Source organism: Paraburkholderia strydomiana (assembly GCF_046030495.1).
In the GTDB taxonomy this organism is placed as follows: Bacteria; Pseudomonadota; Gammaproteobacteria; order Burkholderiales; family Burkholderiaceae; genus Paraburkholderia; species Paraburkholderia strydomiana_A.
This window is the reverse complement of sequence record NZ_JAQQCJ010000006.1, coordinates 22,181-47,993: the sequence shown is the minus strand read 5'-3', so window position 1 is coordinate 47,993 and position 25,813 is coordinate 22,181. Positions and strand designations below refer to the sequence as shown.

The 25,813-nt window shown below is 63.7% G+C and carries 22 protein-coding genes; 10 read left to right on the top strand and 12 right to left on the bottom strand.

Translation table 11 applies throughout. The features are described from left to right. Positions 1-26 precede the first annotated feature (26 nt). The 3 genes from PQQ53_RS10130 (at position 27) to PQQ53_RS10120 (ending at position 2,394) form a co-directional block, all read left to right on the top strand. Positions 27-845: an ABC transporter substrate-binding protein gene (locus tag PQQ53_RS10130; protein ID WP_408149669.1), complete on the top strand. Its 819-nt coding sequence runs from the start codon at positions 27-29 to the stop codon at positions 843-845. Positions 846-940: 95 nt separating this feature from the next. Then, complete coding sequence (locus tag PQQ53_RS10125; RefSeq protein ID WP_408323927.1) at positions 941-1,699, top strand: amino acid ABC transporter permease; 759 nt, start codon at positions 941-943, stop codon at positions 1,697-1,699. Next, positions 1,696-2,394, top strand: a complete 699-nt coding sequence (locus PQQ53_RS10120; RefSeq protein ID WP_408149673.1) for an amino acid ABC transporter permease — start codon at positions 1,696-1,698, stop codon at positions 2,392-2,394. The genes PQQ53_RS10125 and PQQ53_RS10120 overlap by 4 nt, the downstream gene beginning before the upstream one ends. Positions 2,395-2,759: 365 nt before the next feature. Here PQQ53_RS10120 and PQQ53_RS10115 read toward each other — a convergent pair whose 3' ends face one another. The 5 genes from PQQ53_RS10115 to PQQ53_RS10095 all read right to left on the bottom strand — a co-directional run bounded on the left by PQQ53_RS10115 (position 2,760) and on the right by PQQ53_RS10095 (position 7,937). Further along, positions 2,760-4,127 carry an LLM class flavin-dependent oxidoreductase gene (locus PQQ53_RS10115; RefSeq protein ID WP_408153014.1) on the bottom strand — a complete coding sequence of 456 codons (1,368 nt, stop codon included), beginning with the start codon at positions 4,125-4,127 and terminating at the stop codon, positions 2,760-2,762. A 68-nt stretch (positions 4,128-4,195) separates the two neighbouring features. Continuing rightward, positions 4,196-5,059 carry an ABC transporter ATP-binding protein gene (locus PQQ53_RS10110; RefSeq protein WP_408323925.1) on the bottom strand — a complete coding sequence of 288 codons (864 nt, stop codon included), beginning with the start codon at positions 5,057-5,059 and terminating at the stop codon, positions 4,196-4,198. A gap of 29 nt (positions 5,060-5,088) precedes the next feature. After that, positions 5,089-5,970, bottom strand: coding sequence for an ABC transporter permease (locus tag PQQ53_RS10105; protein ID WP_408153012.1), 882 nt, complete (start codon positions 5,968-5,970; stop codon positions 5,089-5,091). Positions 5,971-6,005: 35 nt separating this feature from the next. Then, a complete protein-coding gene (locus PQQ53_RS10100) occupies positions 6,006-6,857 on the bottom strand; it encodes an ABC transporter permease (protein WP_408323923.1) in 852 nt (283 codons plus the stop codon). A 12-nt stretch (positions 6,858-6,869) separates the two neighbouring features. Next, complete coding sequence (locus PQQ53_RS10095) at positions 6,870-7,937, bottom strand: ABC transporter substrate-binding protein (protein WP_408323921.1); 1,068 nt, start codon at positions 7,935-7,937, stop codon at positions 6,870-6,872. A gap of 489 nt (positions 7,938-8,426) precedes the next feature. On the opposite strand from PQQ53_RS10095, the gene PQQ53_RS10090 reads away from it, so the two are divergent. The 5 genes from PQQ53_RS10090 to PQQ53_RS10070 all read left to right on the top strand — a co-directional run bounded on the left by PQQ53_RS10090 (position 8,427) and on the right by PQQ53_RS10070 (position 13,214). Beyond that, complete coding sequence (locus PQQ53_RS10090; protein WP_408149684.1) at positions 8,427-8,669, top strand: hypothetical protein; 243 nt, start codon at positions 8,427-8,429, stop codon at positions 8,667-8,669. 166 nt (positions 8,670-8,835) lie between these two features. After that, positions 8,836-9,591 (top strand): SDR family NAD(P)-dependent oxidoreductase, encoded by a 756-nt coding sequence (locus PQQ53_RS10085; RefSeq protein ID WP_408149686.1) that lies wholly within the window; start codon positions 8,836-8,838, stop codon positions 9,589-9,591. Positions 9,592-9,609: 18 nt separating this feature from the next. Further along, a complete protein-coding gene (locus PQQ53_RS10080) occupies positions 9,610-10,449 on the top strand; it encodes a CmcJ/NvfI family oxidoreductase (protein WP_408149687.1) in 840 nt (279 codons plus the stop codon). Between the two features lie 192 nt (positions 10,450-10,641). Continuing rightward, positions 10,642-11,619: an aliphatic sulfonate ABC transporter substrate-binding protein gene (locus PQQ53_RS10075; RefSeq protein ID WP_408323919.1), complete on the top strand. Its 978-nt coding sequence runs from the start codon at positions 10,642-10,644 to the stop codon at positions 11,617-11,619. A gap of 464 nt (positions 11,620-12,083) precedes the next feature. Continuing rightward, positions 12,084-13,214 (top strand): hybrid sensor histidine kinase/response regulator, encoded by a 1,131-nt coding sequence (locus PQQ53_RS10070; RefSeq protein WP_408149691.1) that lies wholly within the window; start codon positions 12,084-12,086, stop codon positions 13,212-13,214. Positions 13,215-13,256: 42 nt separating this feature from the next. On the opposite strand, the gene PQQ53_RS10065 is transcribed toward PQQ53_RS10070, so the two are convergent. The 7 genes from PQQ53_RS10065 to PQQ53_RS10035 form a co-directional block, all read right to left on the bottom strand. After that, the gene (locus PQQ53_RS10065) at positions 13,257-15,809 is read right to left on the bottom strand and encodes a hybrid sensor histidine kinase/response regulator (RefSeq protein WP_408323918.1); all 2,553 of its coding nucleotides are present in this window, start codon (positions 15,807-15,809) and stop codon (positions 13,257-13,259) included. Between the two features lie 16 nt (positions 15,810-15,825). After that, a complete protein-coding gene (locus tag PQQ53_RS10060; RefSeq protein WP_408323916.1) occupies positions 15,826-17,052 on the bottom strand; it encodes a hypothetical protein in 1,227 nt (408 codons plus the stop codon). 735 nt (positions 17,053-17,787) lie between these two features. Then, on the bottom strand, positions 17,788-19,104 hold the full coding sequence (locus PQQ53_RS10055) for a phospholipase A (protein WP_408323915.1): 1,317 nt from the start codon (positions 19,102-19,104) through the stop codon (positions 17,788-17,790). Positions 19,105-19,545: 441 nt separating this feature from the next. Beyond that, positions 19,546-20,049 carry a hypothetical protein gene (locus PQQ53_RS10050; protein WP_408153002.1) on the bottom strand — a complete coding sequence of 168 codons (504 nt, stop codon included), beginning with the start codon at positions 20,047-20,049 and terminating at the stop codon, positions 19,546-19,548. An 88-nt stretch (positions 20,050-20,137) separates the two neighbouring features. Further along, on the bottom strand, positions 20,138-20,929 hold the full coding sequence (locus PQQ53_RS10045) for a phytanoyl-CoA dioxygenase family protein (protein ID WP_408149701.1): 792 nt from the start codon (positions 20,927-20,929) through the stop codon (positions 20,138-20,140). 848 nt (positions 20,930-21,777) lie between these two features. Continuing rightward, the gene (locus PQQ53_RS10040) at positions 21,778-23,781 is read right to left on the bottom strand and encodes a bifunctional DedA family/phosphatase PAP2 family protein (RefSeq protein ID WP_408323913.1); all 2,004 of its coding nucleotides are present in this window, start codon (positions 23,779-23,781) and stop codon (positions 21,778-21,780) included. A 306-nt stretch (positions 23,782-24,087) separates the two neighbouring features. Further along, positions 24,088-24,735, bottom strand: a complete 648-nt coding sequence (locus PQQ53_RS10035; RefSeq protein ID WP_408323912.1) for an HD domain-containing protein — start codon at positions 24,733-24,735, stop codon at positions 24,088-24,090. 162 nt (positions 24,736-24,897) lie between these two features. Here PQQ53_RS10035 and PQQ53_RS10030 point away from each other — a divergent pair, with 162 nt between their 5' ends. Both PQQ53_RS10030 and PQQ53_RS10025 read left to right on the top strand, forming a co-directional pair. Next, positions 24,898-25,233 (top strand): hypothetical protein, encoded by a 336-nt coding sequence (locus PQQ53_RS10030; RefSeq protein WP_408149707.1) that lies wholly within the window; start codon positions 24,898-24,900, stop codon positions 25,231-25,233. Between the two features lie 100 nt (positions 25,234-25,333). Continuing rightward, on the top strand, positions 25,334-25,810 hold the full coding sequence (locus PQQ53_RS10025; RefSeq protein WP_408149709.1) for an OsmC family protein: 477 nt from the start codon (positions 25,334-25,336) through the stop codon (positions 25,808-25,810). The last annotated feature ends 3 nt before the right edge of the window (positions 25,811-25,813 follow it).

Here is a 25,813-nt window from a genome sequence, read left to right as displayed (position 1 = left end):
TGAACCGATAACCACGGGATTCGCATATGAAAATCTGGACTCGCAGCGCCGCTGTCCTCGGGCTGCTGCTGACCGTGTCGGGCGTCGCGCATGCCGATCGACTCGACGACATCAAAAAAGCCGGCGTATTACGTGTTGCGACCTTCGACAGCAATCCTCCCTTTGGCTTCGTCGACCCGAAGACGAATCAGGTCGTCGGCCTCGATGTCGACTATGCACGCGCCGTCGCAGCGAAGCTCGGCGTCAGACTGGAGATTCAGACGACCAATCCCGCCAACCGGATTGCCTTCCTGAAGTCGAACAAGGTCGATCTGGTCTTCGCGAACTTCACGATCACCGACGAGCGCAAAAAGGAAATCGATTTCAGCACGCCGTATTTCGCGTCGGGCACCCAGTTCATCGCGAAGAAGGGCGTGTTGAAAGCGCCGCAGCAACTGGGCAGCTTGCGGATCGGCGCGGACAAGGGCACGACGAACGAGCAGCAGGTCCGCGCGCAGTTCCCGTCCGCGACCATCGTCGCTTATGACGACACGCCGTTCGCATTCGCCGCGCTGCGTGCGGGCAACGTACAGGCGATCACGCAGGACGGCCCGAAGCTGGTCGCCTTGCTCGCCAACGTGCCCGACAAGGAGAAGTACGAGATCCCGCCGTTCACGATTTCGAACGACTATGAAGGTGTCGGCGTGCCGAAGAACGAGGCGCGGCTGCTTGGCGCCGTCAACGAAACGCTGACGGGGCTCGAAGCAAACGGCAACGCCGCGAAGATCTACGACCAGTGGTTCGGTCCGGCCAGTAAGGCGCCGCTGCCGCGTCTGTTCAAGATTGGCGATCCGCAAAAGAGCTGAGCCTTTTTCACGCTCACTGACCGGCCTGCCGTCCATGTGACGGCGGGCCGGTTTGTTTTGTTTCCAGCAACTGCAATAGCTTCAGGATGATGACGATGAACGCGTGGCTCGAACCTCGCTATGTCGCGTGGATATGGCATGGCTTCGCGATGACGCTGACGCTGTCGGTCTTCGTGATCATTGGCGCGACGCTGCTGGGTTTTGTGCTGGCGCTCGCGCGCAGCGCCTCCCATGCCGCGTGGCGCCGCGCGGCAGCCGGCTACGTGCTGGTGTTCCGCAACTCGCCGTTGCTCGTGCAACTGCTTTTCTGGTATTTCGGCGCGGCCGTGCTGTTGCCGGACGCTCTGATGACCTGGCTCAACACGCCGCACGTGGCCGCGGTGGGACCGCTCACGCTGAGTTGGCCGACGTTCGAATTCGTGGCGGGGTGGTTCGGCCTCACGTGCTATACGACAACCTTCATTGGCGAGGAATTCCGTGCGGGGATGCGCGGCGTGGGCGATGGGCAGTATCAGGCGGCCGCCGCACTCGGTCTGACGCGCTTCGCGACCTTCCGCCACGTGATCCTGCCGCAAGCGGTGCGGATCGCGACGCCGCCGCTTGCAGGGCAATACATGAATGTCATCAAGAACTCGTCGCTGACGATGGCGATCGGTCTCGCCGAACTGTCTTACTCGTCGCGCCAGGTCGAGACGGAGACGCTCAGGACGTTCCAGTCTTTCGGTATGGCGACCGTGCTTTACATCGCGGCGATTGCCGCGATCGAAGTCGCGTTGCTGATCTGGCAGCGCCGCGGCACGTATGGTGCATCGGGCGCGAGCGGCGCGCGGATTTCACACGGAGGCCGGTCATGAGTGCTGCGGACTGGCTGCCGGTCCTGCGCTATCTGCTGACCGGCGCGTTTCCCAACGGTCCGCTCGGCGGGGTTGCGCTGACCGTGACGTTGACGCTCAGTTCGGCCGTGCTCTCGGCGCTGCTCGGCGTGGCGGGCGGCATCGCGCTGGTGATGACGCGGGGCGCACTGCATGTGCTGTTGCTCGCCGTCGTCGGCTTCTTCCGCGCGATTCCGGTGCTGATGCTGATCTTCTGGACGTTCTTCCTGATGCCGGTGCTGCTGCATATCGATATCCCGGGACTGGCGACCGTCGTCTGCGCACTGGCGTTGATCGGCGGCGCGTATCTGTCGCATTCGGTTCAGGCGGGCATCGTCGCGGTGGGGGAGGGGCAATGGCAGGCGGCGCTGTCGCTCGGCATGACGCGCGGCGAGGCGCTGCGCCACGTGCTGCTGCCTCAGGCGATCCGCACGATGACGCCGTCGTTCGTCAACCAGTGGGTCTCGTTGATCAAGGACACGTCGCTTGCCTATATCGTCGGCGTGCCGGAGTTCACGTTTCTCGCCAATCAGGTGAATAGCCGGTTGATGGTCTATCCGGCGCAGATCTTTCTGTTCGTCGGGCTGGTGTATCTCGTGTTGTGCGGCGCTTTTCAGTGGGGTGTCACGCGTCTGCTGGCTGGCGCGTTCGGTGCGAGTCCCGAGGTGCGTCGCTAAGCGCGCGGCGAGGCGATAGATGTTGTCGTGTCGCGTGTTCGCGCGTGATGCGGCGGCATTGAAGGCTGCATGCATTTTCAACTTGCCCGCGCGCACATGGCGGCGGGCCATTACGGCGAAGCACCGGTCAGCCCGCTGTCGATCGGATCGCCGCCGAAAGCGTGCGCAGCGAACGGCGCGCCTGTTGATCGGCCAGATTCGAATACGGCATCACGGTGCGCGACGGCAGCGGCGGCATACCCCGACATGCTCTGGCTGCCTCGCTCGCCGGCATCATCTTGGGCACGCTGCTGATAGTCGTCCTGGCAGGCGTCGCTGTAGCCGCGCTGTGCCTGCCAGGTAGGACTACGCCGAGCCCATGCGCACTAGCGTGCCGCCACCGCTTGCCGTTCCTCTTTCACCAGAACATGGCGATTCACCGGTCGCGGCAGTCCAAGATTTTCACGCAGCGTGCGTCCTTCGTACTCGCTTCGGAACAGTCCACGCCGCTGCAATTCCGGCACGACCAGATCGGCGAATTCGCTCAGCCCGCCAGGCAGCCACGGCGACATGATGTTGAAGCCGTCCGCGCCTTCTTCCTCGAACCATTGCTGCAACTGATCCGCGATACTCTTTGGCGTGCCGATCACCTGCTGATGTCCGCGCGCCCCCGCGATACGCAGATACAGATCGCGGATCGTCAGATTCTCGCGCCGCGCGAGATCGAGCAGCAGACGTTGCCGGCTCTTGCCGCCATTGGTTTCCGGCAGCTCGGGGAACGGTCCGTCCACAGGGTATTGCGACAGGTCGACGCCCCCCGACATGTTGGTGAGCAACGACAAACCCACGGTCGGATGAATCAGATCCTGCAGCGCGTCGAATTTCTCGCGCGCTTCCTCCTCGGTGCGGCCGATCACCGGAAAAATGCCCGGCATGATCTTCAGGTGCTCCGGCTGGCGGCCATAACGCGCGAGCCGGCTCTTGATATCGCGGTAGAACGTCTGCGCTTCTTCCAGCGTTTGATGCGCGACGAAGATGACTTCAGCGGTCTGCGCGGCGAGTTCCTTGCCGGCCTCCGACGCGCCGGCCTGCACCACGACCGGCCAGCCTTGCGGCGAGCGCGCGACGTTCAACGGCCCGCGCACCTGGAAGTGCTTGCCGCGATGGTTGAGCACGTGCAGCTTGTCCTGATCGAAGTACACGCCGCTTTCCTTGTCGCGCAGGAACGCGTCGTCTTCCCAGCTATCCCAGAGTCCGGCGACCACGTCGTAGAACTCTTTCGCGCGCTCATAGCGTTCGCTGTGCTCCGGATGCCGCTCGAAGCTGAAGTTCAGCGCCTCGGATTCCGTGCTCGACGTTACGAGATTCCAGCCCGAGCGGCCCCCACTCAGATGATCGAGCGATGCAAATTTGCGCGCCAGATTGTAGGGCTCGTTGAACGTGGTCGACACCGTCGCGATCAGCCCGATGTTTTGCGTGACCACCGATAGCGCCGACAGCAGCGTCAACGGTTCGAAGTGATCGGCGCGCGCGGTACGCGATAGCGAGGGCAGGTTGGTGTCCCGCACGCTGACGCTGTCGGCGAAGAAGATCGCGTCGAATTTCGCGCGCTCCGCGATCTGCGCGAGTTGTGCGTAGTGCTGGAAGTCGAGTCCGCCGCTCGCGTGCGTGTCGGGGTGCCGCCATGCGGCGATATGGTGGCCGGTCTCCATCAGAAAGGCGCCTAGCCTGATCTGCCGTTTACTCTCGCTCATCGTTTGCTCCGTCGAATGTCGCTGTTTTTACGCTGTTTTCACGCTGGTTTCTGGTTTTGCGCCGCGCGTCACCACGCGAGACGCCACTCGGTGATCGGTGGATGCACGACCGGCGCAGACGGCAACCCGTCGTGTCCATCGTGCGAACTGTTCGAGTCGTGACGCGTTTCGCCAGGCTCACCGAAGTCGGCCACGATCTCGTCGCGCAGACGGATAAAGCGCACATCGGCCCGATCGCGCGGGCGGGGCAACGCGACGTCGACGATCTTTTTGATGCGGCCTGGACGTGGCGCCATCGTCACGACGCGATCGCCGAGATAAACGGCCTCGTCCACGTCGTGAGTGACGAGAATCATCGTGATGCGCTCCTGTTCCCAGATGCGCTGCAATTCGTTTTGCAGGCGGCCGCGGGTCAGTGCGTCGAGCGCGCCGAACGGTTCGTCGAGCAACAGCACGCGCGGCCGGTTGACCAGCCCGCGCGCTATCGCCACGCGCTGCGCCATGCCGCCCGATAACTGATTCGGGTACGCGTTTTCGAAGCCCGTAAGGCCGACGAGGGCGATGTGTTCGGCAACGGCATCTCGTTTCTGTTTCGTCGTGAGCGGCGCGTTGCGCAGCGCCGCCAGAATGTTCTGCGACGCGGTGAGCCACGGGAACAGCCGATGGTCCTGAAACACGATGCCGCGTTGCAAGGAGGTGTCGCGCACCTGCTCGCCGGCGACGAGAATCTCGCCGCTATAGTCGGTGTCGAGCCCCGCGATCAGCCGCAGCAAAGTGGATTTGCCGCAGCCGCTCGCGCCGAGCACGCTGACGAATTCGCCGGGGCGCACGCGTAGGCTGATGTCGTCGAGCACATCGAGCGCCGTGTCTTGTTGAACATAGCGCTTGCGCACGTGACGAATGTCGAGTCCTTCCGATGTCGCGAGGGTCATGAAAACAATCCTGTGAAAGTGGGCGTGGGCTACGACGCGCGCGCCGGACGGCGTGCGAAAACGGCCCGTTCGATCGCACGAGCCAGCGCATTGAGGGCCCAGCCGGTCAAGCCCACCACGATGATGCCGAACAGCACCAGGTCCATGCGGAACTGCTCGCTGCCGTCGATCAGCAGATTGCCGATGCCGCTGCCCGACACCAGCAGATATTCCGCGCCGAGCGTCGCGAGCCACGAATAGATCAGCGCCAGGTAGATGCCGGTGAAGATCGACGGCAGCGCCGCGGGCAAGATCACATGGGTGATCAGCTGCAGGCGGGAATAGCGGAACGCGCGCGCCACTTCGATGTAGCTGCGCGGCACCGCATGAATGCCGTCGCAGGTGTGCGCGGTCACCGGCAGCAGCGCGGCCAGCGACAGGAACACCACCTTGGCCGCATCGCCCAGCCCGAACCACACGGAAATCAGCGGTATCCATGCGAACAGCGAAATCTGCTTGAACGTGTCGAAGCTCGGTCCGACCACCCGGCGTGCAATCCGCGAAAAGCCGAGCAGACTGCCGAGCAGCAGGCCGCCCACCGTGCCGATGACGAAGCCGCTCGCCTCGCGTGCGAGCGACGCCGAGAGCGCGCGCAACAACGCGCCGCTCAAGGTTTGCTGCCAGCCGGTTTGCAGGACCGCGAGCGGGCTGACGAGCAAGCCGCTCTTCACGAGATGCAACGCCGATACGACGGCCCAGATCGCGATGGCCGCAATCGGCAGCACCGCGCCACGCCATGCGCCGCTGAGTCGCGCGACGGCGCTTGCGCCCTTCTTGCGTGGTGGCGGCAATGCGCAACTGCAGGGCGGCGGTCCTTTTCGTTTGGCGCGTGCCGCAGCGATGCGGGAGGGGAGTGTCGACAGAAAACTCATTAGGGTTCCTTTGCGACTTGGGCGTCGGGGCGGCTTCACTCGCGGAACGCGGACGGCCGTCCGCGCCGCAGACGCGCTTCGAGAGAGTCGAGCAGGCGGTTGACGATAAAGCCGATGGCGCCGACCACGACGACCGCCGCCATCACCAGATCGAGCTGAAACAGTTGGCGCCCATACACGATCAGATAGCCGAGCCCTTCGGACGACGCGACCAGTTCGACGACGACCAGCGCAAGCCAGGCCTTTGTAAAGGCGAGCCGCACACCGGTCGCGAGCGTGGGCACGGCTGCGGGCAGCACCACGTGGACGATCTGCTGCCACTGGCTATAGCCGTACCCGCGCGCTACTTCTTCCAGCTCGTGAGGCGACTGGCGAAAACCCTGCAAGGTGCTGAGGGTGACGGGCACCAGCGCCGCGTGTGCGATCAGGATGTACTTGAGCGGCTCGCCGACGCCGACGAGCAGTAGCAGAAACGGCAGCCAGCCAAGCACGGGAATCTGCACGAGCGCGTTGAAGCCGGGCAACACGTAGGCTTCCAGCGTGCGCGACAGACCGAGTGCCGCGCCGATCGCGAGACCTGCCAGCGTGCCGATGCCGAAGCCGACCAGCACCCGCTGCAGGCTGACCAACGTATGACGGGCGAGGTCGCCGCTCTGCGCGAGTTCCACGAAGGTCTCGTAGACCCGCGAGGGTGGCGGCAGAATCTGCGGGGCGATCCAGCCGCGCTCGCAGCCGATGGTCCAGAGCGCGAGCAGGACGGCCGGCAGCAGCCACGGTGCCAGACGCCAGGCCAGGAGACGCAGCCGTTCGCTGGTTCTGCGCCCTTTGCGCTGACGGTGCGCATCGTCAGCGGTGGCTGTCGCGAGGGGGATCGCTGTGTCGCTCATCGTCGGGCTCCGTTAGCTGAGCGGCTTACCGGCCGCGTCGTAGCGGGTCCAGTAGTGATCGAGCTTTTGCGTACGCAACGCATTGTCGAGATAGCGTGGCTCGAACCAGCCGTCGACTTCGACCGGCTGGCGGATCAGCTTCAACCGGAGCGCGTCCTGAGCGACCGCCTTGTAGCGCGCGACGATGAACGCATCGATCAGCGGCGTGTTGCGGTCCTTCAGCGGCTGGTGCGCAAACTCGGCCTGCCACGACGCGTAGCTCACGCCGCTTTGCGCCCATAACTTGAAGAGCGCATCGCGGTTGGCTTCATCGGACGACCACTGTGCGCCTTTGACGAACGCGTTGACTACGCGCTGCACGAGGTCGGGATGGGCGTGCTCGAAATCGTCGAGCACGAGCAGATGCGATTGCCGCGTGAACTGCGGGCCGTCGGTCTGCGATTCGTAGACGACCTTGGCCAGCCCCTGGTCGCGCAGCTTATAAACGTGGTAATCGTTGACCGACGCGTCGATTCCTTTGGACGCCAGCGCCGCGAGCGAGCTTGCCGTATCGAGATTGATCACGCGCAGATCGCGTTCGTCGAGCTGGTTCGCCGCGAGCGCGTTGTCGGCGACGAGTTGCAGATTGGTGCCGCGAAAGAGGGCGACGCGGCGCCCTTTGAGGTCCTTGATCGTACGGATGTCCGAGTCCTGCGGCACGGCGATCTTGATGCCGACGCGCACGCCGGATTCGAGCAGGATGTGTGTCTTCAGGCCGTTGGCCCGTCCGAGCACCGAGGGCAGATCGCCTTGAAACGCGAAGTCGAGCGACTTGTCGGCAATCGCTTCGTTGACCGCCGGGCCGGCGCCTTTGAAGAAGAGCCATTGCACCTTGATGCCGTCTGCGGCGAATTCCTTTTCGAGCAACTGCTGCAGTTGCACGGTCGCGGCGGGCGAACCGCCGAACGTGGGCGGATCGCCCGCGCCTTGCTGAGCGACGCCGATGCGGATGACGGACGGCTTGTCGGCATACGCGTGCAGCGTCGCGGTAGCGAGGGCGGCGAAGACGGCGAGGGACTTCAGTAGCTTGAAATAGCGCATGGTTTCCATGGTGAACGAGGTCGGCCGGCGCATTCAAACGGGCGAGCGCGCCAGTGCAGGCAGGAAGGTCAGAAGTCGAAGCCGGGGCTGATGACGATCGTTTCGCCTGAACAGATTTTTCCGCGGGGCTTTCTGAAATGACGATTCCCGACTTTAGTCAGGTTTCCTGATCAGGTCGTTTGACGATCGGACGGTCGTGCAGTGGGCGTGGGCTCATGAGTCGAAGTCGATGGTTGTTTCGCCGGTTGTCGGAAATCGGGCACTCGCCGCAGCGCAGTGCTGACCGGAATCGAGTATAGGAACGTGCCGCGGCGCGCTCCAATAACGAATCCTCGGATCGTTATCGGCGTTTGTTCTTTGCGCGATCGCCACGGCGTTTTCAGGCTATCTGCCCGATTCCGCGAAACCATTCCACAAAAGCTTGTTTGCGATTCGCGCTCCTGATGACTAGATTCGTTTGCAGCGTATCGAATCGACGGAGCGAGCATCATGGCCAGTTCGGCGGCAGTCATCTGGGAGGGATTCCGGCACCCGCGCACTTTTCTGCGGGATTGGGTCAGACACGCGTCGGCGGCGCGCTTGCGCTCGTACGAGGTGAGGGTGGCGTCGGTGCGAGGATGCAATTCGCCTGAGCGGCTTGAGCGCATCGCGGCTTATGCGCGCTGCGGCTACTTTCATATGGAGTACACGGCCGGCATGTTCGTGGTGCCGCTCGACATTCCGCCCGAATGACGGTCCGATTCTGACGTGTCATTGTCGGCGATGCATTTCCCGCGATTCGTTTTCACGATTCGTTATTTCCCTCGCGCACGGCGATCGCCTACGCTGAGACGAAGGGCGTTGCATGCCCATTGCCGCCACGCGCCGCGTGCCGCGGCCCGATGCGATGGAGATTCCGATGACCGAGCCCCTTGAGTTCAAACATGACGCCACGCGTCTCGCGTGGATAGCCGGAGTCGGCGCGAGCGCCGGACTCGGCGCCGCGCTCGCGCGCCGCTTCGCCCGCGAGGGCTTCACGGTCGGCGTGACCGGGCGTTCGCGCGAGCGGCTCGACGCGCTGGCCGGCGAAATTCGCGGCGCAGGCGGCCACGCGCTTGCATTGCCCGGCGATGTCAGCAGCGAAAACGATCTGGCCGCGATCACCCGGCAACTCGCCGATGCCGGCACGCTCGAAGTCGCCATTTTCAACGCCGCCGGCGCGACGCGCGCCCCTACGCTCGAACTCACGCCGGCGCAGTTCGAAGCCGCTTGGCGTGTCACGACGTTCGGCGCGTTCCTGTTTGCCCGCGCGGCGCTGCAACCGTTGCTGGAGAGCGGGCGCGGCTCGCTGTTTTTTACCGGCGCGACCGCATCGCTGCGGGGACGTCCACCGTTTGCGGCGTTCGCCTCGGCCAAGGCCGGCTTGCGTTCTCTCACGCAGAGTCTTGCGCGTGAATTCGGTCCGCGCAATATCCACGTTGCGCATGTGGTGGTGGATGGCGGCATCGACGGCGAGCGTCTGCGCGCTTCCGCGCCGCAGCGGGTTGCCGAGCGCGGCCCGGATGGCCTGCTCGATCCGGCGGATATCGCGGAGGCTTACTGGTATCTGCATCGTCAGGGACGCAGTGCGTGGTCGCAGGAAATCGATCTGCGGCCCTTCAATGAATCGTTTTAGCGTGATGGGGACGTGAACATGAGCGATATCGTCATCGATGCGCCTGCGTCGGCCGCGGCGATCGAAGCCGAGCTGAACTACCTCGAATTCACCGGCGAGAAACCCGTGTCGTACCAGTACGAGCCGCCGCCGGGTGTGCCGAAGCGCAGCGGGGTATACCGGTCGCATCGGGTGCGGATTGCGAATGCGCGCGTAGCGCCGCCGCCAGGCGGGTTGTCGCTCGACCGTAACGGCTTCGAACTGCATCGGCATGCGAGCGCGCTGAGCGATTTCTCCGACGCGGCGCGGATCGAATCCATCTACTACCTCGAAGCAGAGGCGCTGCTCAAGCAGGCCACCGGCGCGCGGCGCGTGGTGGTGTTCGATCACACGCTGCGTGACGGCAAGCCTCGGCGTGCCGAAGGCGTGCGCGAGCCGGTCAAATACATCCATAACGACCAGACCTTCGTGTCCGGGCCGCGCCGCGTGCGCGATCATCTGCCGGCGGGCGAAGCGCAGCGTCTGCTGCAAGGGCGCGTGGCGATCGTCAACCTGTGGCGGCCCATCGGCGAAACCGTGCAATCGTCGCCGCTTGCGCTGTGCGATTCGCGCAGCATCGCGCTGAACGATCTGGTTGCGTCGGACCTCGTCTATCCGGACAAGGTCGGCGAGACCTATGCGCTGGTGTTCAATCCGCGGCACCGCTGGTATTACTTCCCGCACATGACGCCCGACGAATTCCTGCTGCTGAAAATCTACGATTCCGCGGGCGATTCGATTGCGCGGCTCACCGCGCATTCGGCATTCGACGATCCGACGTCGGCGGCGGATGCACCCCCGCGCCGAAGCATCGAACTGCGCGCACTGCTGTTCTTCTGATTTCATGCGTGCGAAGCAGGCCGGCGTCGTTATGCCTTTACCTGCTAAGCATAGAAAAAACGCTCGCTTATCCGTGCGATCCGGCATTGCTACGATCGAGGTCTTGTCGGATTGACCCCACCGGAATTTCGAGCCGTGACATTTTCACTCTTTCGTTTGCTCGCCCGCGCGACGTTGACTTCGGCGCTCCTCATGAGCGCCGCCCACGCACAAACCGCCGCTCATCCGCCGACGCCGGTGAAACTGCGGATCGGCTACCAGAAGTCGTCGACGCTCATCACGATCCTCAAAGCGCGCGGCTCGCTCGAACAGGCGCTGGCGCCGCTCGGCGTGACCATTAGCTGGAACGAGTTCGCGAGCGGCTTGCCGCTGACCGAAGCGCTCAATGCGGACGCGGTCGACTTCAGTGCCGATGTCGCCGATACCGTGCCGGTGTTCGCTCAGGCCGCGCATGCACGGTTCGTGTATGTCGCGCAGGAAGCGCCTTCGCCGGGCGCGCAGGCCATCATCGTGAAGCGGGACGGGCCGCTGCATACGCTGGCCGATCTGAAGGACCGGCGCATAGCGGTGACCAAGGCGGCGGGCAGCCATTATCTGCTGCTGGCCGCGCTCGCCAAAGCGGGCCTGACGCCGGCCGACGTGCGCATCAGCTATCTGACGCCCGCCGACGGACGGGCCGCGTTCGAACGCGGCAGCGTGGACGCGTGGATTACGTGGGACCCGTACGTCGCGTCGGTCGACAAGGCGCCCGACGTGCGCATTCTCGCCGATGGCGAAGGCCTCGCGTCGTATCAACGGTACTACCTCGCGTCGAGCAGTTTCGCCGCGGCGCACCCGGATGTGATCAGCACAGTTTTTGCGCAGTTGACGTCGGCGGGCGTATGGGTTCGCGCCCATCCCGACGATGCCGCGAAGCTGCTCGCGCCGGTCTGGGGGCTGGACGCGGCCACGATCGAACGTGCGAACGGACGCCGCAGCTATGCCGTGCGCGCCGTGGATGTGGCGAATTTCGGCGAGCAGCAAAAGATCGCCGACACGTTCTACCGCGCGGGTCTTCTGCCCGCGCCGGTCGATACGGCCACGGCGCTGCGCTGGAACTTCACGACGAAGCGGGCCGAGGCGGCGGGCGCTTCGACTACGGCATCCGCGTCCGCGACGCCGGGCGGATAGGGCGCGCAGGAACACCTCGACAACCCCGTACCGCGCCGTTCACTCCAGCGTGAACGCAAACAGGCCACAGCCTGAGCATTGAAAGCCGCGCATGAACCGCCGACGCCGGCGGTCGCAGCACGCGCTTCGCGCCTGCTCGCGGACTCACGAGCCGCAGCCATTCCGAACCGGTCGCACAGTGCGCCGCGTTCCTGGTCATCACGCAACCCACTACGCATAGACGCATCGAGCGGCGCAATAGCGCCCGGTTGAAGCTCGCGTATTTCACCGGGCGAGAGCACGAGGCGCCCCGCATGGCAGTTCAGGCACAATGCGCAGGATTGCAGCCCAAACCGGACCGTGCGAATCAGCAACGGAAACCCTCAGGCGCTCAAGCTTTCGCTATGATCCTGGCGAACTTCGTTTTCATCACCCGCCAGGTTGCCCGCTTCAATTTTTACCTGCCGCGATCCGCCGAGAATGCAATGAGCGATACCACGCAGCCCCCGTTTTCCATCCTCTTCGTCGATGACGAGGAGTTGTCGCGCAATCACTTCGCCCGCGCGATCCGCGCGGACTACTGCGTGCACGTCGCGCAGAGCGCGGACGAGGCGATCGCCGTGCTGAGCGAGCACGGCGCCGAGATCGCCGTCCTCGTGACCGACTACCGCATGCCCGGGCGCGACGGCGACGACCTGCTGCGCCAGGTGGCGCAGGAATATCCGCAGATCGTGCGGATTCTCGTGACCGCGTACGCCGACAAGGACATGCTGTTGCAGACGGTCAATAACGGCGAGGTGTTCCGTATCCTCGAAAAACCGCTGCGCACGGAAAAGGTTCGGGAAGTCCTGCAACTGGCCATTGCGCGCTACGCCGAGCGGGAAACCCGGCAGCAGCGGCTCCTGGCGATGGACGAAACGCTGGCGTTCCTCGCGCACGAACTGAATACGCCGCTCGCCACGATCTCGCTGTTTGCGCGCTCCGTCGAAACCGACGTGGCCGAGCAGTACGATCCGCAACGCCAGCAGGAGATCGGTCACGCGGCCAGATCGATGCTGAACAATGCGCAGTATTGCCTCACGCTGATCTCGTCGTTCTGGGAGACGGTGCACAAAAGCGGCGGCCAGCAGTCCGCGCAGGAGGGCGGCATTCGCGAGGTCAGGGCGACGCGCCTGATCGCCACGTTGCTCGACACCTATCCGTTCGTCGGGTCGCAGCGCGACGGGATACAGGTCGATGTGCGCGGCGATTTCGTGGTGCGTGCGATGCCCAATTGCGTGGCGCTCGTGCTGTCTTCGCTGCTGTCCAATGCGCTGCGCGCGCTCGAAGGCACGGCGGCTCCCGCACTGCGCCTCGAAGTGGTGGACAGCCCCGAGCCCGAGATCCGCATGTGCGACAACGGCCCCGGCATTGCACCGGAGATCAAGGCGCGGTTGCTGCTGGACCCGGTCACGACTTACGCCGGCGCGGGCGGTCACGGCATGGGCATGATCTTCTGCAACCGCATCATGCAGTCTTTTGGCGGCTGCCTGCGGATCGAGTCCACGCTCGGTGAGGGGACCACGGTCACGATGGGCTTTCCCCAACCGAAAGGCCGACTGCAAGACGGCGGCTAGTGAGGCGGCGCACGCGATAAGCTTTCCGTTCGCGCCGCACTGTTAATCGCTCAACGCATCCCGATGATCGTGGCGTGCTTTGGCCGACGCGTAATACTTCTGCAGTGCGTCGGCCGAACGCCCACCCAACGTGCCGATGTGCGCGAGCCAGTCGGGCTCCGTGGGCCATTCGCCGTCAATCACGCGCGGATAGATCTGCCGCGCGAATCGATGCAGCGCCTTGGCGCCGATATTGCCGCTGACGCCAAGCAGGACGTGCAATGCGCTGTGCGTCGCTTTGATGTCGAGCGCCGCGACGCTGGTGGTGAGCCGCGCGATCAGCGAGCGAATCTGCTCGATGCCGTTGAGGAACGTTTCGTCGAGCAGATCGAGCGCGACCAGTTCTTCGAGGTGTTCCTCGTCGAGCAGATCGTCATCGGGGATTGGCGCAAGCTGGCCGGCAGACTCCGGTGTTGCCGGCAAATCCTGTTGTGCCGATGCGTCCGGCGAGTCCGATGCGCTTTGCGGCGCGAACTGTCTCGTCAGGCACGCGTGAAGCGAGCCCGCCTGCACGGGTTTGATCATGACTTCATTCATGCCGGCGGCGAGGCACGCCTGCACGGACTCGATGTCGGATTGGCCCGTCAACGCAATGATCGGCACCTGCGCATAGGCGTCGGTGCGCGCGCGAATCGACGCGGTGGTTTCGACGCCGCTCATGCCCGGCATGTTGATGTCCATCAGGATCGCGTCGATCACCCCGTCCTCCTGCAGACGGGCCAGCACGGCCTGACCATGTTCCGCCTCGAGGACGGTCGCCCCGCAGCGTTCCAGATAGGCTTTGGAGATCAGTCGACTGTACGTGTCGTCGTCGGCAATCAGAATCGATTTGCCGGCGAAGCCGTCGGATCGCTGGCTCAGATGGTGGCGGGCGCCGTTCTCGAAGAGCGCCTGCAACGCGCTGATCAATTCCTGCACGCTGGCCGATTTGCTGATGATTTCATCCATGCCGGCTCGCCGCGCATGGACGCGCACCGCGTTGCCGGGCTCGGCCGTATAGGCGGCAATCAGCACGCTGCGATTCGGACACTCGTGGTCGGCGCGAATCCGCTCGGTGGCGGCGTAGCCGTCCAGCACCGGCATGCTGATGTCCATCAGCACGAGATCGTAGGGCGACGAGCGCCGCAGTGTCGTCAACGCGATCTCGCCGTTTTCCGCCTCGCTCACATAGGCGCCTGCCTTCGTCAACGCGCGACGGGTTCTTGCCCGCTGACCGGCGTCGTCATCGACGATGAGAATGCGCTTGCCCTGGAAGACCGGCGCCGCGCGTTCGAAAATCCTGCGCTCGTAATCGTCGGCTTCGTCCTTCGAGACGACCGGAAAGCGCAGCACGAACTCTGTGAACCTGCCGAGTTCCGACCGGCAGGCGATCGTGCCGCCGAACGCGTGCATGGCGCGCTGGCAATACGCGAGTCCCAGCCCCGTGCCGCCCGAATTGCCCGCCGTGCGAAACGGCTCGAACAGATGCGGCAGGATCTCGGGCGCGATACCGGCGCCCGTGTCGCGAACGATCACAGACTGCTTGTCGACGGTGAGCGTGAGCGTGGCGAGCGGATGCGTGGCGATGTGATAGAGCGCGTTCTTGATCAGATTGAACAGCGTGAAGAGATAGACCGTTTCGTCGACCTTGAAGACGAAATCCTCCTTCACCACGAGGCTGACCTTGGCGCGCGCCTTATCGTCGTCGAAGCCGTATTCTTCCAGCGCCTTACGCGTGGCGGCCGCCGCATTCAGATAGATCAGCCGGTCCGAGCGGATGGACTTCGCGCTGACTTCGTCGAGCGTCATGGCGATGATGCGCAGGCCGCGCTCGATCGACAACTGTCCGTGGGCGAGATGACCGTACAACGAGGCCGCATTCTCGTGCGACAAAGCGGGCGGGCGGCTGGATTCCGTGGTGACGGGCAGCGCTTCTTCCACGCGATCCAGAACGTGCCGCAACTGACTCAGAGGATTGCGCATTTCATGCGCGATGGAACCCGCGAGTGCCTGCAGCGCACGGTTCTTTTCGACGAAGATGCGTCCTTTGCTGATCGCGTGACTGAAGGCCATGCTGCACAGAACGACCACCGGCATCACTGCGAGATTCGACTTGTCGTCCGCGGCGAGCACGATCGGCTCCGGCGACGACACGACCGCCGCCAGCGTGCCGGACAGTGCGCCAATGCCGATACACGCGATCAGCAAAAGTGGGTTGTCGATACAGAGCGCCAGAATGAAGACCATCATGACTTCGGTCATCATCCACATCGTGGAGAATGAATTCCTGACCGTAAGGAATGTGCAAACGAATGGCAATACGTAGATCAGCGCGCAATGCCAGTAAATCAGCAGGTAATGGTTAAACCGCTTTGGCCAGTACGCTTGAAAAAGCAATGGAATACAGATGAACGCCGCGCTCAACCGGAGCAGAAGATTGTCGTATGGCTGCGGCAGGATATAGGTCCACACGACGTAATAGATGGGGTGGCACAGGAGGCCAAGTGCGCCCCCCCATCGAATTGCAAACCTGCTTCGTTCAAGCATATCCCGCATGTTTTCGCGCGATATCGCCATCAGGCCTCCGTTGATATTACGACCCCATCAATTCAGGGTTGCTGCGTTGTTGTGTTTCGAGGCTGATCGGCGAGCCGTTTTTCCCGTGGAAAGGGCCGACCGAAAACCCGTACTTCTTCAAGAGACCGTGAGTATAAGAGACAGACCACACGGGCGGACTGCCGATGATGAAATCGGACGCAATGCCTTCCTGCCAGGCGGAGTAGCCCTCGGCGAAGCAGGTATAGCAGTCGCGCGTGGACGGCAGCCTGAACGGGAAGGTGGTGTCGAGTCCGGCGGGACCACGGGCGAAACACTCAATATATAGCGTCTGGCCGCGTGACGCGAGTTCGGCCTCGACGCTCGCCGCCCGGGGATGGGAGTCGTCGATCCAGAACTGCGCGCGTCCGAGGTCGGACGCGGTGAGGTAGGGCACGCTGGTGCTGCTCGCGAGGATCGCGCCGTCGAACCGCGGCAGCGGCGTATCGGGGCTGAACGTATGCACCGATACCCGCGACTTGCCCAGCAGGTCCGATGCCAGCAGTTCTTTGGCCTGTTCGGTGAGCAGATTGAGTTTGTCGGGCAGGTCGATCAGCACCAGCTCTTGCGGGGCATCCTTGTAGAGCAGATACTTGGCCACCGTCGCGCCGAGCCGTCCGGCCGCCCCGAAAAGGGCGAGCCTGGTGTTGCCGAATTCGAGGTCGAGCTCGTTGCAGCAATGGACCGCCCAGTCCTTGAGCATCGCCGCCGTGGCCGCGTGGCCCGTCGTGATGTGGGGCGGTTTCGTATGGCGCGGCAGGGCGCCGTAGTTGCACGCGTACGGCGTGGACGCGCCCATCGCCAGCATGTTCAGACCCGCTTGCCTCGCCAGTTCCAGAGCCGGGAAAAATTGCGTCTCCCGGAACCGCTTGATGCCGCGTGGACTGCCGAGCCACATTTCGAGCGGCACCGGACAGGCGATATTCGCTCCGATGACCTGGGATCCCGAATAGATCGGCGATGCAATAAAAGGTTTGGTATTCCAAAGCTCCTCTTCAAATGATGCGTTTCGATGCTTGACATTGTGAAAAGAAAATGAAAGCGTATCCCAATCCGTAGCGTGAAATAAAAAGCCGACTCCGCCGTGACCCGCGGGCAGGTTATCCCGGATCTGTTCAGGGTGAATGGTGTTTTTGAGTGCCAGCGGTGCACTATTCAGATGCAAATTCAGCCCGGCGTGCGGTTCGGAATGGGTCGACACTTCCTTGAGAACAGAAGTTTTCATTGGATTTCCCTAATGTTGGAATTACGCTGCTAAATCAGCGGAATGTTGCCGGTCAGGATTGACGGGCGACCCTTCAACTCTAGAGAAAAGTGCTGTTGTGTGCCCGTCTGTTCGTTCACAGAGCATTGAGTCCGGCGTTCAGCGAGTCAGCGCGTCGGAGTTATTGTCGGTGAACCGGCAAGCGGAGATGAATTGACTACGAATAGGGTGAGAGGCGTCTGGGCGTCCGGCTTTTTTGACAGGCTCGTGGGGCAATAGCGCCCTGCCGTCGATGCAAATGGCATCGCGCGGGAGCGGAACAAATGACCGAACGATAACGCGGATGTCCCGCCGTGCGAGCCTGGACGCCGGAGCCCGAGGCCGCGCGGGGGCCTTGGCGTAGCGCGGCTTGGGGGGGGCGTCCATACTGTCGCTGATCACCCTAACCGCCGCTACGATCAACTGTCCCACATTCCGATTCGCGCCGCCTCGCACTCCAGCTGACGGTTTCCACATTGGCCGCGCAAGCGGTCGGCGCTGGCGGCTCCGGTCAACGCGCAAGCCGTGACGGCAGGTGCCGCGAACGCCGCGGCGACCGACGTGGTGAGCCGCCGATCATGTTATTTTGGTTGGCATGCCTATCAATGCGAAGGGCCGCTTCGTCGGGCGGCCCTTCTTTCGGGTCCTTATCCGCGTGTCGTCGCATCCGAAACTGGCCGTGGCGGGTATTTGCCAGAATGCTCTCTCACCCACTCACTACCGCGTGATGCTATACCCGATTCGCGCAATCCATCGATGCTGGTTGTAGTCGAGAATATCCTCGCCATAACCCGTAAAGAACCCGACCCACAGATAGCCGCCCCACGCGCTGTTGACCAGCTTTGCCAACGGATAGGTGAACTGTGTATCGATACTGCCCTTGGTGGACTTCGTGCCTTTTCTCAACGTGGTGGCCAGTTGCCAGCCATCGGTACTGCCGTACTTGAGCAATAGATCCACGTAGCCGCGGTAGTCCGCGATATCGTGGTTCTCGCCCGCGATATGCACGTAGTAATAGAACTTCGGCGACACGGTCAGATGGTTGGCATTCAGGTCGCCGAACTCCCACGTGGGGCGCACGAATAAAATATCGATGCCACGCGATTCCGGACCGTCGCGGCCATTCGATTCGTGACCGTAGCCCGCCATCAGACTCATCTTGCTGAATAGCGAACTCTTCCAGCCCGTGTCGTCCAGAGAATAGAACAATTGAGGCATGTAGCTCGTGTCGCGGAAGGGCGCGGAGTACTCGCCGAGATCCCACAGCGAAGTTTGCGTATACCCAAAGTACAGGTTGTCGACGAAACGTTTCGAGCGCGGGTCGTCCGGGATGACCACGCGGAACTTGAAACTCAACTGAAACCTCGCGAGGTTCTCTCCATTCGAGCCATCGGCGAAATACATGGGTTCGAATGCGGAGAAACGGCTCAGGAAGCTATTCACCTCCGGTGAGGGTACATCGGCGCGGGCGGGTGCCGGCGCGGGTGAAACAGGGAAGGTGCTCGCGGGCTGTTCCGCGATAGTCGACACCTGAGCCGGCGTGCCCGGTGCGCCTTCCGATGCAGCCAGTTCCGTCGTTTTGCCGGCGTTGGGCGGACGGGTGAGCATCACGAAAGAGGGGGAAGCATCGAGCTCGGGAATATCGATCTTCATCGCGCCGCGAGCCCATTTGGGCCACGTGCCGCGATAGCGGACCGCTTTGAGATCGCCCGTTGCCAGCTTGATGTGATTGGGCGTGCCGCTATCGCGAGTGAGCATCAATGGAGTCGGTATGACGTCGATGTTGCTAACGGCGACTTTCAATTGGGCGGGAACGTTGTATTCCGAGCCGTCCGGCTGATCGCCGGAATAGAGAATCGTGACTTCGAGTGGGGCGCTCGACAGTGCCTCGCGCGGCGGACGCAGGACGGCAACGCCGGCAAAGCTGAACGCCGGATAGCACAACACCAACGCGCTTATTCCTAGAGATAACCCCGACACATATGAGTGTTTGCCGCCGACAATAAATTTGCCGCCTTTCTTTACTCGAAACATCAATCGATTCCACACACGGAACTCCCATTGATCTACGAATTCGGGTTGCAGTGAAACGATAGCGTTAAAGCGGGCCGTTGGGTAAAAAAATTAGGGGCATGTGTTATCAACGACAGAAGCGCCAATACATGTCGATGATCGGCTCTCCTGCTTTCAAATACCGGTACTCCCGAGGTTCTTGTGCGGCGACCGCGTTTCTTCAGCGTCGATCGATTGATTGACCGGTATCTTCTCCGGGCGTGGGTACTAGCTGATTCTGCCAGCCAGTCCGATGAATTGCGCAAGTGAAAAAAAGATTTGCGCAGAACTTCTTCTACTCGAACCGCAAGGGTGCGCGAAGAATCTGATCGCCGTTGCATTTCTGCAACGAACGAATGGTGGGATGTCCGTTGAGGTTCGTCAGTGCGAGCGTCGCGTCGACAAGAGCTTCGGTCGACATCGTTAGCGCTTCCTCGGGGGGGCCGCGTTTTGCAGAGGGTTGAAGCCGGAACCCGCCCGAGTATTGCGACCGGTGCGAGACGGCTTCGGCTTTTTGTTCGACGTAGCGCGTGTCCCTGCCAGTTGTTCAAGCAGTTCGGAGTCCGGGTCATCGTCGTTCTCGATTGGCGGGGCCGCGGAGCTTTTGCGCGGCTTGCCGGGAGCGCGCCTGTCGCCGCTCCTGGCCGGCCGCGCGGCTTCCTTCGCCGCGCCGACGATATGGTCGATCACAGCCGCGTAATCCTGCTCGACATTGTCGAGTGCGTTGCCGGGCATCATGACCGAGACCACGACTTCCGGCAATGAGCGTTGGTCGTTCGCGTGCGAGCCGGGACGAGTCTCCCACCGGGTCCCGGCGAGCGAGGCAATCACACGTTCCAGCACGGCGGGCGACAATACACCGCCGTCGTACAGGCTCAATATCAGCCGCTCGGCGACGGCGAAGAGCGGGTCCGGGCGTGAGGGCATACACGCTTCTCCAGAGGGGGGGCTGTCACAATCTCGCCCGGCACTCTCGCCGCTTTGAACGGCAGGCCGGGACGGTACTCCAGTGCGATCAGTAGGCGAATTTCCGGTACTGCTCGGGCGCCGACGCGCCGTCCGCCTGATCGACCCGCGGCATGTGGCGAAGCAGCCGCTTCGCGCGCGGACTCAACTGTTCATCTACCGCGACGGGCACGTCGATGTGCACCTCGGGACGGAAGTACCAGCTCCTGCTGTAGCCGATCACCACCATCGGACGAGGCGCGTCGGTCCCGTTCGGCGTGCCGCGATGCAGAGCGCGCACGTCGCGGATCATCACGTCGCCAAGCTCCATCGGAATTGCGTGCAAGGGCAGGCGGCCTTCGCGCCAGGCATTCATCGCGTCCTCGGCGCGCATACGATGGGTGCCGAGCGTGGTCTCGAACGGACCGTTTTCCGGCGTGACGTCGCACAGCGGGAAATTGACAGCCAATTGGAAGGAAGGCGTTTCCGGCATCCCGTCGAAGAGGGCCGGCGTATCGCGATGGATATCCTGATACGTCGAGCCGTTCAGCGGCGTGTCGGTGGCGAGCTGGCACATCACCGGGTCGTCGCCCGCGACTCGCTCGACAATGCCGAGCACGTCCGGATCGCAGAAGATGCTTTCATCGGCGAACACGCCGCTGAACGGCAGCGTGATGTAGTGCCGGTTCGCGCCGCGCACGGCGGTCGCATTCGATGCAATGCGTTCTTCGAGTAGCGGGGCGAACGCCGCGCGCCACGCGTGGAGGGTCGCCTTCGCGAAGTGGCGCCGCAGGATGACCATGCCGTCACGCTCGAATGTCGCGGCGTATTCATCGAGTTGTCCGGCCGTGAAGCGTTCCACCGTCGTCTCCTTGATATCGTCGTCGGGCCCGATAGGCCAGCGCTTATCTTAGCTTCTCCCGACGATGCGAGCGACAGGTGGATGACAGGTGTGAACGTTTTCCGCTTTGCGAGAGGAGGGGACGGCGGGTGTCCGAGGGGAGGCTGATGCTGACCGATCCGTAGGCATACCAGGTTTACGCGGCCGCATACCCCAGATGCGTCGCAGCGCTTTCCGCGAGCGCCAGCAGCATGCGCCGGCTGAACCGGGCAAAGCGCTCACGGCACGCGAACTCAGCAGGCCCGGCCGGTTGCTGCCAATTTTCAGTGTGTCTTTGAGCCGTGCAAAGACCCGGCACTCGTTGGTCGGTTGACTCAGCGGGCGCACATTGAGGACGCCGCACAGACAGGTCGTGCCTGACCTGGGCGAGCCAACGAGGAACAGCGGGAACGACGCCACGTCTCGCTCCTCGGAATCGCACGGGTCCCGGCATACCGGTCGACGGTGGCGTGAAGCTGACGCGGGATGGCTCGACGGTCGGCTGGTCGGGCGGGTTTGGCGAGGGGCTCGCGATTGACAGCCATTCGACAGGAATGGACTTCGGTGGGGGCCTTGTGGAGCGTGCGGGACGTGCGCAGTCCGAACGCTTCGGCATGCTGCAGACCATGGAGACATAGGGCAAGGGCACAAAACGACGCCACGGAAGAATGCCATCCGCACTGCCAGGCTTATCCACAGAAAATGTTCATATCCTTGTGGACAAGTCCTGGCCAATCGCTCTAACTCCTTGAGCGCAAGACGAATTGTCAGGTGGTCCAACGAACGTGCGCACTGTGCGCGCCCGCACCAAACGGCCGCCCTCCCGCGGCTCATTCCACGGGCGACGCCAGCAACGACACCGGCACGCCGTGACAATCCACCTTGGCCAGAATCGCGGCGCCGAATCCGGCGCCCGGTTTCCCGCGCGCATCGAAAGCGGCCGCCTGCCTGTCCACCCGCAGAATGTTGATGGGCCACGTCGGCCGCGAAAGCCGCTCGTGCGCCAGCGCGCCGACCCACAGCGGCGTGGCGGTGTTGCCGCTCGTCACGGCATAACCGCTCGGCCACAAGCGCAGCACGTCGCGTTCGGCGCGCGTATCGCCGGGCCGCATGAAGACCAGCGACGAAGGCACCCCGTTGTTGAGCTTGGGCAAGACCGGCAGCGAGACCGCGGCGACATCGGGCGATGCGAGCGAGAGCAGGCTGTGCGCGGACACGTCGGTGCCCTCGACCCATCCCCGGGCGCGCAGTTGTCCACGGATCGAATCGAGGTCCGACACCCACTGCAGCGTGAGCGGCTCCTTGCGGTCGCCGCCCATATCCGAGCGATAACACGGCAGGCGCTTCCACAGGGAGAGCGTCCACTCGGACTGCGTGACCAGCACGGGCGCCGCGTGCTGCGCACTGGCAGGCGGCGCCGGCGGATTGATGCCGAACTGCACCCCCACGCTGAGCAGTATGACCGCCAGCACCACCGCGGGCATGAAGGTGCGCGGCGGCGGCGCCTGCGGATGCCGCCACATCGCCGTCAGCGCGACGAGCGCCACCCACGCGTACGCGAGCGCGGCGCCGCCGATCGCATCGGAGAGCCAGTAGCGGCCGAAGTACACGCCGGCGAGCGCGACCACGATCACCACGATCGTGCTGCCGGCGGCCACCAGCACGCCCGTCAGCATGCCGACCCGCCGCGCCAGCAGGAACGCGAGAAAGCCATACACGATGACCGTCGCGGCGACGTGGTTGCTCGGAAACACGTAGTGAGCGGTCATCAGTTCATTGGGCGGCGCGCGATGCATCGCGAACTGCAGCCCAAAGATCAGCAATTGGGAAAACACCACCGCCGCGAGCCAGTAGCCGATGGTGTGCCAGCGCCGCTCCCACAGCATCCACACCACGACCATCGCGATCAGCGCCATCAGCGTGACGCCGCTGCCGAGCGTCTCGAGACCGGCGAGAACGCTGTCGCTCCATGGCGTGCGCACCGATTGCAGAAAGTGATAGACGGACAGATCGACGGTCGTCAGCGGATCGCCGCTGACGACGTCGCCCAGCACGCCGATAAAAAGCGCGCCGGCCACCAGCACGATCAGCGAGGTCACGAGGATGTAGGTCGCGTCCGGCGTGCGGGGATCGAGCATCTTGCGCGCGACGCGGCCGAGCGGCCCCGGATGCCGGCACGCCCAGTCGCCGAGATGGCGGCCCGCCGCGCTCGACCATGCATTCGCGTGCGAGAGCAGGAAGCCCGCGCCGCGAAAGCTGAGCCAGACGATGCACACGAGCAGCGCGAGAATCACGACGAGCCGGAACGACACCGCGCCGGCCAGCAGCACCGATGCGCCGAACACCACGCCCGGCAGGATATGGGCGGGTGCCCACAGCAACGCGGATAGCACGTTCATCGCGTAGAAGCGCAGCGGCGGCATGCCGAGCATGCCCGCGACGACCGGCACGATGGCCCGCAACGGCCCGATGAAGCGCGCGAGCACGACGCTTTTCGCGCCATGCTTGCGAAAGAAGCGGTGGCCCGCGTCGAGCAGTTCGGGGTGTCTGCGGAACGGCCACAGCCGGACGATCCGTTCCTTGTAGCGGCTGCCGAGCCAGAAGCTCATGCCGTCGCCGGCAATCGCGCCGGCCAATGCCCACACGAATACCCAGCCGAGGCTCAGCGAACCGGTGCCGGTCAGCGCGCCGGCGAGAAACATCGCGGTACTGCCGGGGACGAACGTGCCGACGACGGCGAGGGCTTCGAGAAAGGCCGCGAGAAAGACGACCGTGAGCATCCAGGCCGAGTGGCCGGCTAGCTGGTGCAGAAGGTGGATGTAGGCATGCTCCATCGTGCGCGATCGGCCGTGCTGGCGTAACGATCGATCATAACGCTCGGGAGGATGGCGTTATTGCTTTTCGGCGGGCGGTACGTGAAAGGCGGATGGAGATGCCTGAAGCGCTCGGCGAGGGGGGCGACGGCGAGGGGCGCTCGTGGTCGCGGGACTGGATGCTTGCGCGTTCCAGGTCGCGGGAACTTTGCCCTTTCATGCGACTTGCCGGACGATCTTGCCGATGCCTGGTTTGCCGCAGGCCTGGGAGCCCTCAGGGTCCGCGCAGCGAAACGGTTCATCCGTTGCCCACGCGGCCTTTCACGCTCAGATCTCTTCCGTGAATTCGTCTACGAAACGCTTTAGCCGTGCGTGGCGAACGGCAGCCATGCGTGCGCCGGTCGCTGTCTGGAAACCGGACGCGAGCTTCAGCAGTTTGGTATGGAAATGGTCGAGGGTATAGCGCGCGTCGTCCAGCGGACGTTGCAGCGCGAGCGGATCGCCCGGGTCGTACAGCGCGCGGCCCAGCCGCCCCGCCACGTAGAAGCAGCGCGCCACGCCCAACATGCCGATCGCGTCGAGCCGGTCGGCATCCTGCAACGTCTTCGCTTCGAGCGTAGCCGGCGCGATGCCCGCAGAAAAACTGTGCGCCGCGATGGCATGCGCGGCGGCCTCGACTTTCGCGTCCGGCCAGCCGAGCGACCTCAGCACGCCGGCTGCCTTGTCGGCGGACAGGCGCGACGCCTGGGCGCGCAACGGCGAACTCTTCTCCACGGCGACGCAGTCGTGCAGCAACGTCGATGCGAACAGCACCTGCGCGTCGCCGCCTTCCTCGGCGTGGATCGCCGCCGCGTTCTTCCAGACCCGCTGCAGATGCGAGGTGTCGTGCGAGCCGTCGCCGTTGTCCTTGTCGAAGGCGTGCGGCAGCAGGGTGCGGGCCAGATCCTGGAAGGGGGCGAAGGCGGGGGTCGTCATCGGCGTGGCGGGTGAAAAAAGGTGTCGATTATCGCGCATCGCGGGTTGGCCCGTGATTGTGCGCACTTGAACGAAGCAGCGCGCGCGTCGTCATACGTATCGAGCGCGCCGTTTTGCGCGGCATTGCGCTCGCGACAATTCGATGATGTGACGGAGTGAGCTATGAAGATCGTAACGGGCAGTATTGCGGTGACGTTGACAGCGCTGTTGGTCGGTATCGCGGGCGCCGCCGATGCGCAGCAGTCAGGTAACGCCAGCGCCGGTATGAGCGGTGCGCAGCCGGGCGGCACGAACAACACGGGCGCCGCCGCGGGGATAGGGGCGGGCGCAGGAACGGGCCTGAGCCCGACGCCGGGCGTTGGAATGTCCGCGGGCGTAACAGGCCGTAGCAGTTCGGGTCCGGCGCTCAACAATATGCGGGCAAACGGCACGAGCCTCGATATGAACCCCGACCCGCGCGCGCCGAACGTGACCGGCAAGGCGGCGCCGCTTCGCTAGACCGGTTTCGTCACGTTCGCGGAGGTCGCGCCGATTGTTGTGAATACCGCGTATAAAATGCCCATCCGGCAAGCGGTTTTCCGACGACAAGGAGCAAGGCATGGCATACGGCCAGCACAAATACAAAGTAACGGTGCAATGGACGGGCAACCGCGGCAGCGGCACCTCGGGGTACCGCGATTACGGCCGCGATCATCTGATTACGGCGGGCGGCAAGCCGGCCATCCCGGGGTCGTCGGATGCGGCTTTTCTCGGCGACGCCAACCGATGGAATCCGGAGGACCTGCTGGTCGCTTCGGCTTGCGCGTGTCACAAACTCTGGTATCTGCATCTTTGCGCGGATGCCGGCATCGTGGTGCTCGAGTATCGCGACGACGCCGAAGGCACCATGCTCGACAGCGCGCAGCAAGGCCGCTTTTCAGAAATCGTTCTGCGGCCGCACGTCGTGATTCGGGCGGGGGGCGATATCGAACAGGCCACGCATTTGCATCACGTGGCGCACGAGAAGTGCTATATCGCGAATTCGGTCAACTTCCCGATTCTTTGTGAGCCGGTTGTCGAAACGCACGCGCGTTAACGC

Excerpts from the sequence above, each read along its gene's own strand:
- PQQ53_RS10090 (WP_408149684.1), top strand. The coding sequence starts at position 8,427 with ATGGCCAGTTCGGCGGCAGTCATCTGGGAGGGATTCCGGCACCCGCGC.
- PQQ53_RS10085 (WP_408149686.1), top strand. The coding sequence starts at position 8,836 with ATGACCGAGCCCCTTGAGTTCAAACATGACGCCACGCGTCTCGCGTGG.
- PQQ53_RS10130 (WP_408149669.1), top strand. The coding sequence starts at position 27 with ATGAAAATCTGGACTCGCAGCGCCGCTGTCCTCGGGCTGCTGCTGACC.
- PQQ53_RS10095 (WP_408323921.1), bottom strand. The coding sequence starts at position 7,937 with ATGCGCTATTTCAAGCTACTGAAGTCCCTCGCCGTCTTCGCCGCCCTC.
- PQQ53_RS10050 (WP_408153002.1), bottom strand. The coding sequence starts at position 20,049 with ATGCCCTCACGCCCGGACCCGCTCTTCGCCGTCGCCGAGCGGCTGATA.
- PQQ53_RS10040 (WP_408323913.1), bottom strand. The coding sequence starts at position 23,781 with ATGGAGCATGCCTACATCCACCTTCTGCACCAGCTAGCCGGCCACTCG.
- PQQ53_RS10055 (WP_408323915.1), bottom strand. The coding sequence starts at position 19,104 with ATGTTTCGAGTAAAGAAAGGCGGCAAATTTATTGTCGGCGGCAAACAC.
- PQQ53_RS10025 (WP_408149709.1), top strand. The coding sequence starts at position 25,334 with ATGGCATACGGCCAGCACAAATACAAAGTAACGGTGCAATGGACGGGC.
- PQQ53_RS10075 (WP_408323919.1), top strand. The coding sequence starts at position 10,642 with ATGAGCGCCGCCCACGCACAAACCGCCGCTCATCCGCCGACGCCGGTG.
- PQQ53_RS10070 (WP_408149691.1), top strand. The coding sequence starts at position 12,084 with ATGAGCGATACCACGCAGCCCCCGTTTTCCATCCTCTTCGTCGATGAC.
- PQQ53_RS10110 (WP_408323925.1), bottom strand. The coding sequence starts at position 5,059 with ATGACCCTCGCGACATCGGAAGGACTCGACATTCGTCACGTGCGCAAG.
- PQQ53_RS10065 (WP_408323918.1), bottom strand. The coding sequence starts at position 15,809 with ATGGCGATATCGCGCGAAAACATGCGGGATATGCTTGAACGAAGCAGG.
- PQQ53_RS10105 (WP_408153012.1), bottom strand. The coding sequence starts at position 5,970 with ATGAGTTTTCTGTCGACACTCCCCTCCCGCATCGCTGCGGCACGCGCC.
- PQQ53_RS10100 (WP_408323923.1), bottom strand. The coding sequence starts at position 6,857 with ATGAGCGACACAGCGATCCCCCTCGCGACAGCCACCGCTGACGATGCG.
- PQQ53_RS10060 (WP_408323916.1), bottom strand. The coding sequence starts at position 17,052 with ATGAAAACTTCTGTTCTCAAGGAAGTGTCGACCCATTCCGAACCGCAC.
- PQQ53_RS10125 (WP_408323927.1), top strand. The coding sequence starts at position 941 with ATGAACGCGTGGCTCGAACCTCGCTATGTCGCGTGGATATGGCATGGC.
- PQQ53_RS10030 (WP_408149707.1), top strand. The coding sequence starts at position 24,898 with ATGAAGATCGTAACGGGCAGTATTGCGGTGACGTTGACAGCGCTGTTG.
- PQQ53_RS10035 (WP_408323912.1), bottom strand. The coding sequence starts at position 24,735 with ATGACGACCCCCGCCTTCGCCCCCTTCCAGGATCTGGCCCGCACCCTG.
- PQQ53_RS10120 (WP_408149673.1), top strand. The coding sequence starts at position 1,696 with ATGAGTGCTGCGGACTGGCTGCCGGTCCTGCGCTATCTGCTGACCGGC.
- PQQ53_RS10115 (WP_408153014.1), bottom strand. The coding sequence starts at position 4,127 with ATGAGCGAGAGTAAACGGCAGATCAGGCTAGGCGCCTTTCTGATGGAG.
- PQQ53_RS10080 (WP_408149687.1), top strand. The coding sequence starts at position 9,610 with ATGAGCGATATCGTCATCGATGCGCCTGCGTCGGCCGCGGCGATCGAA.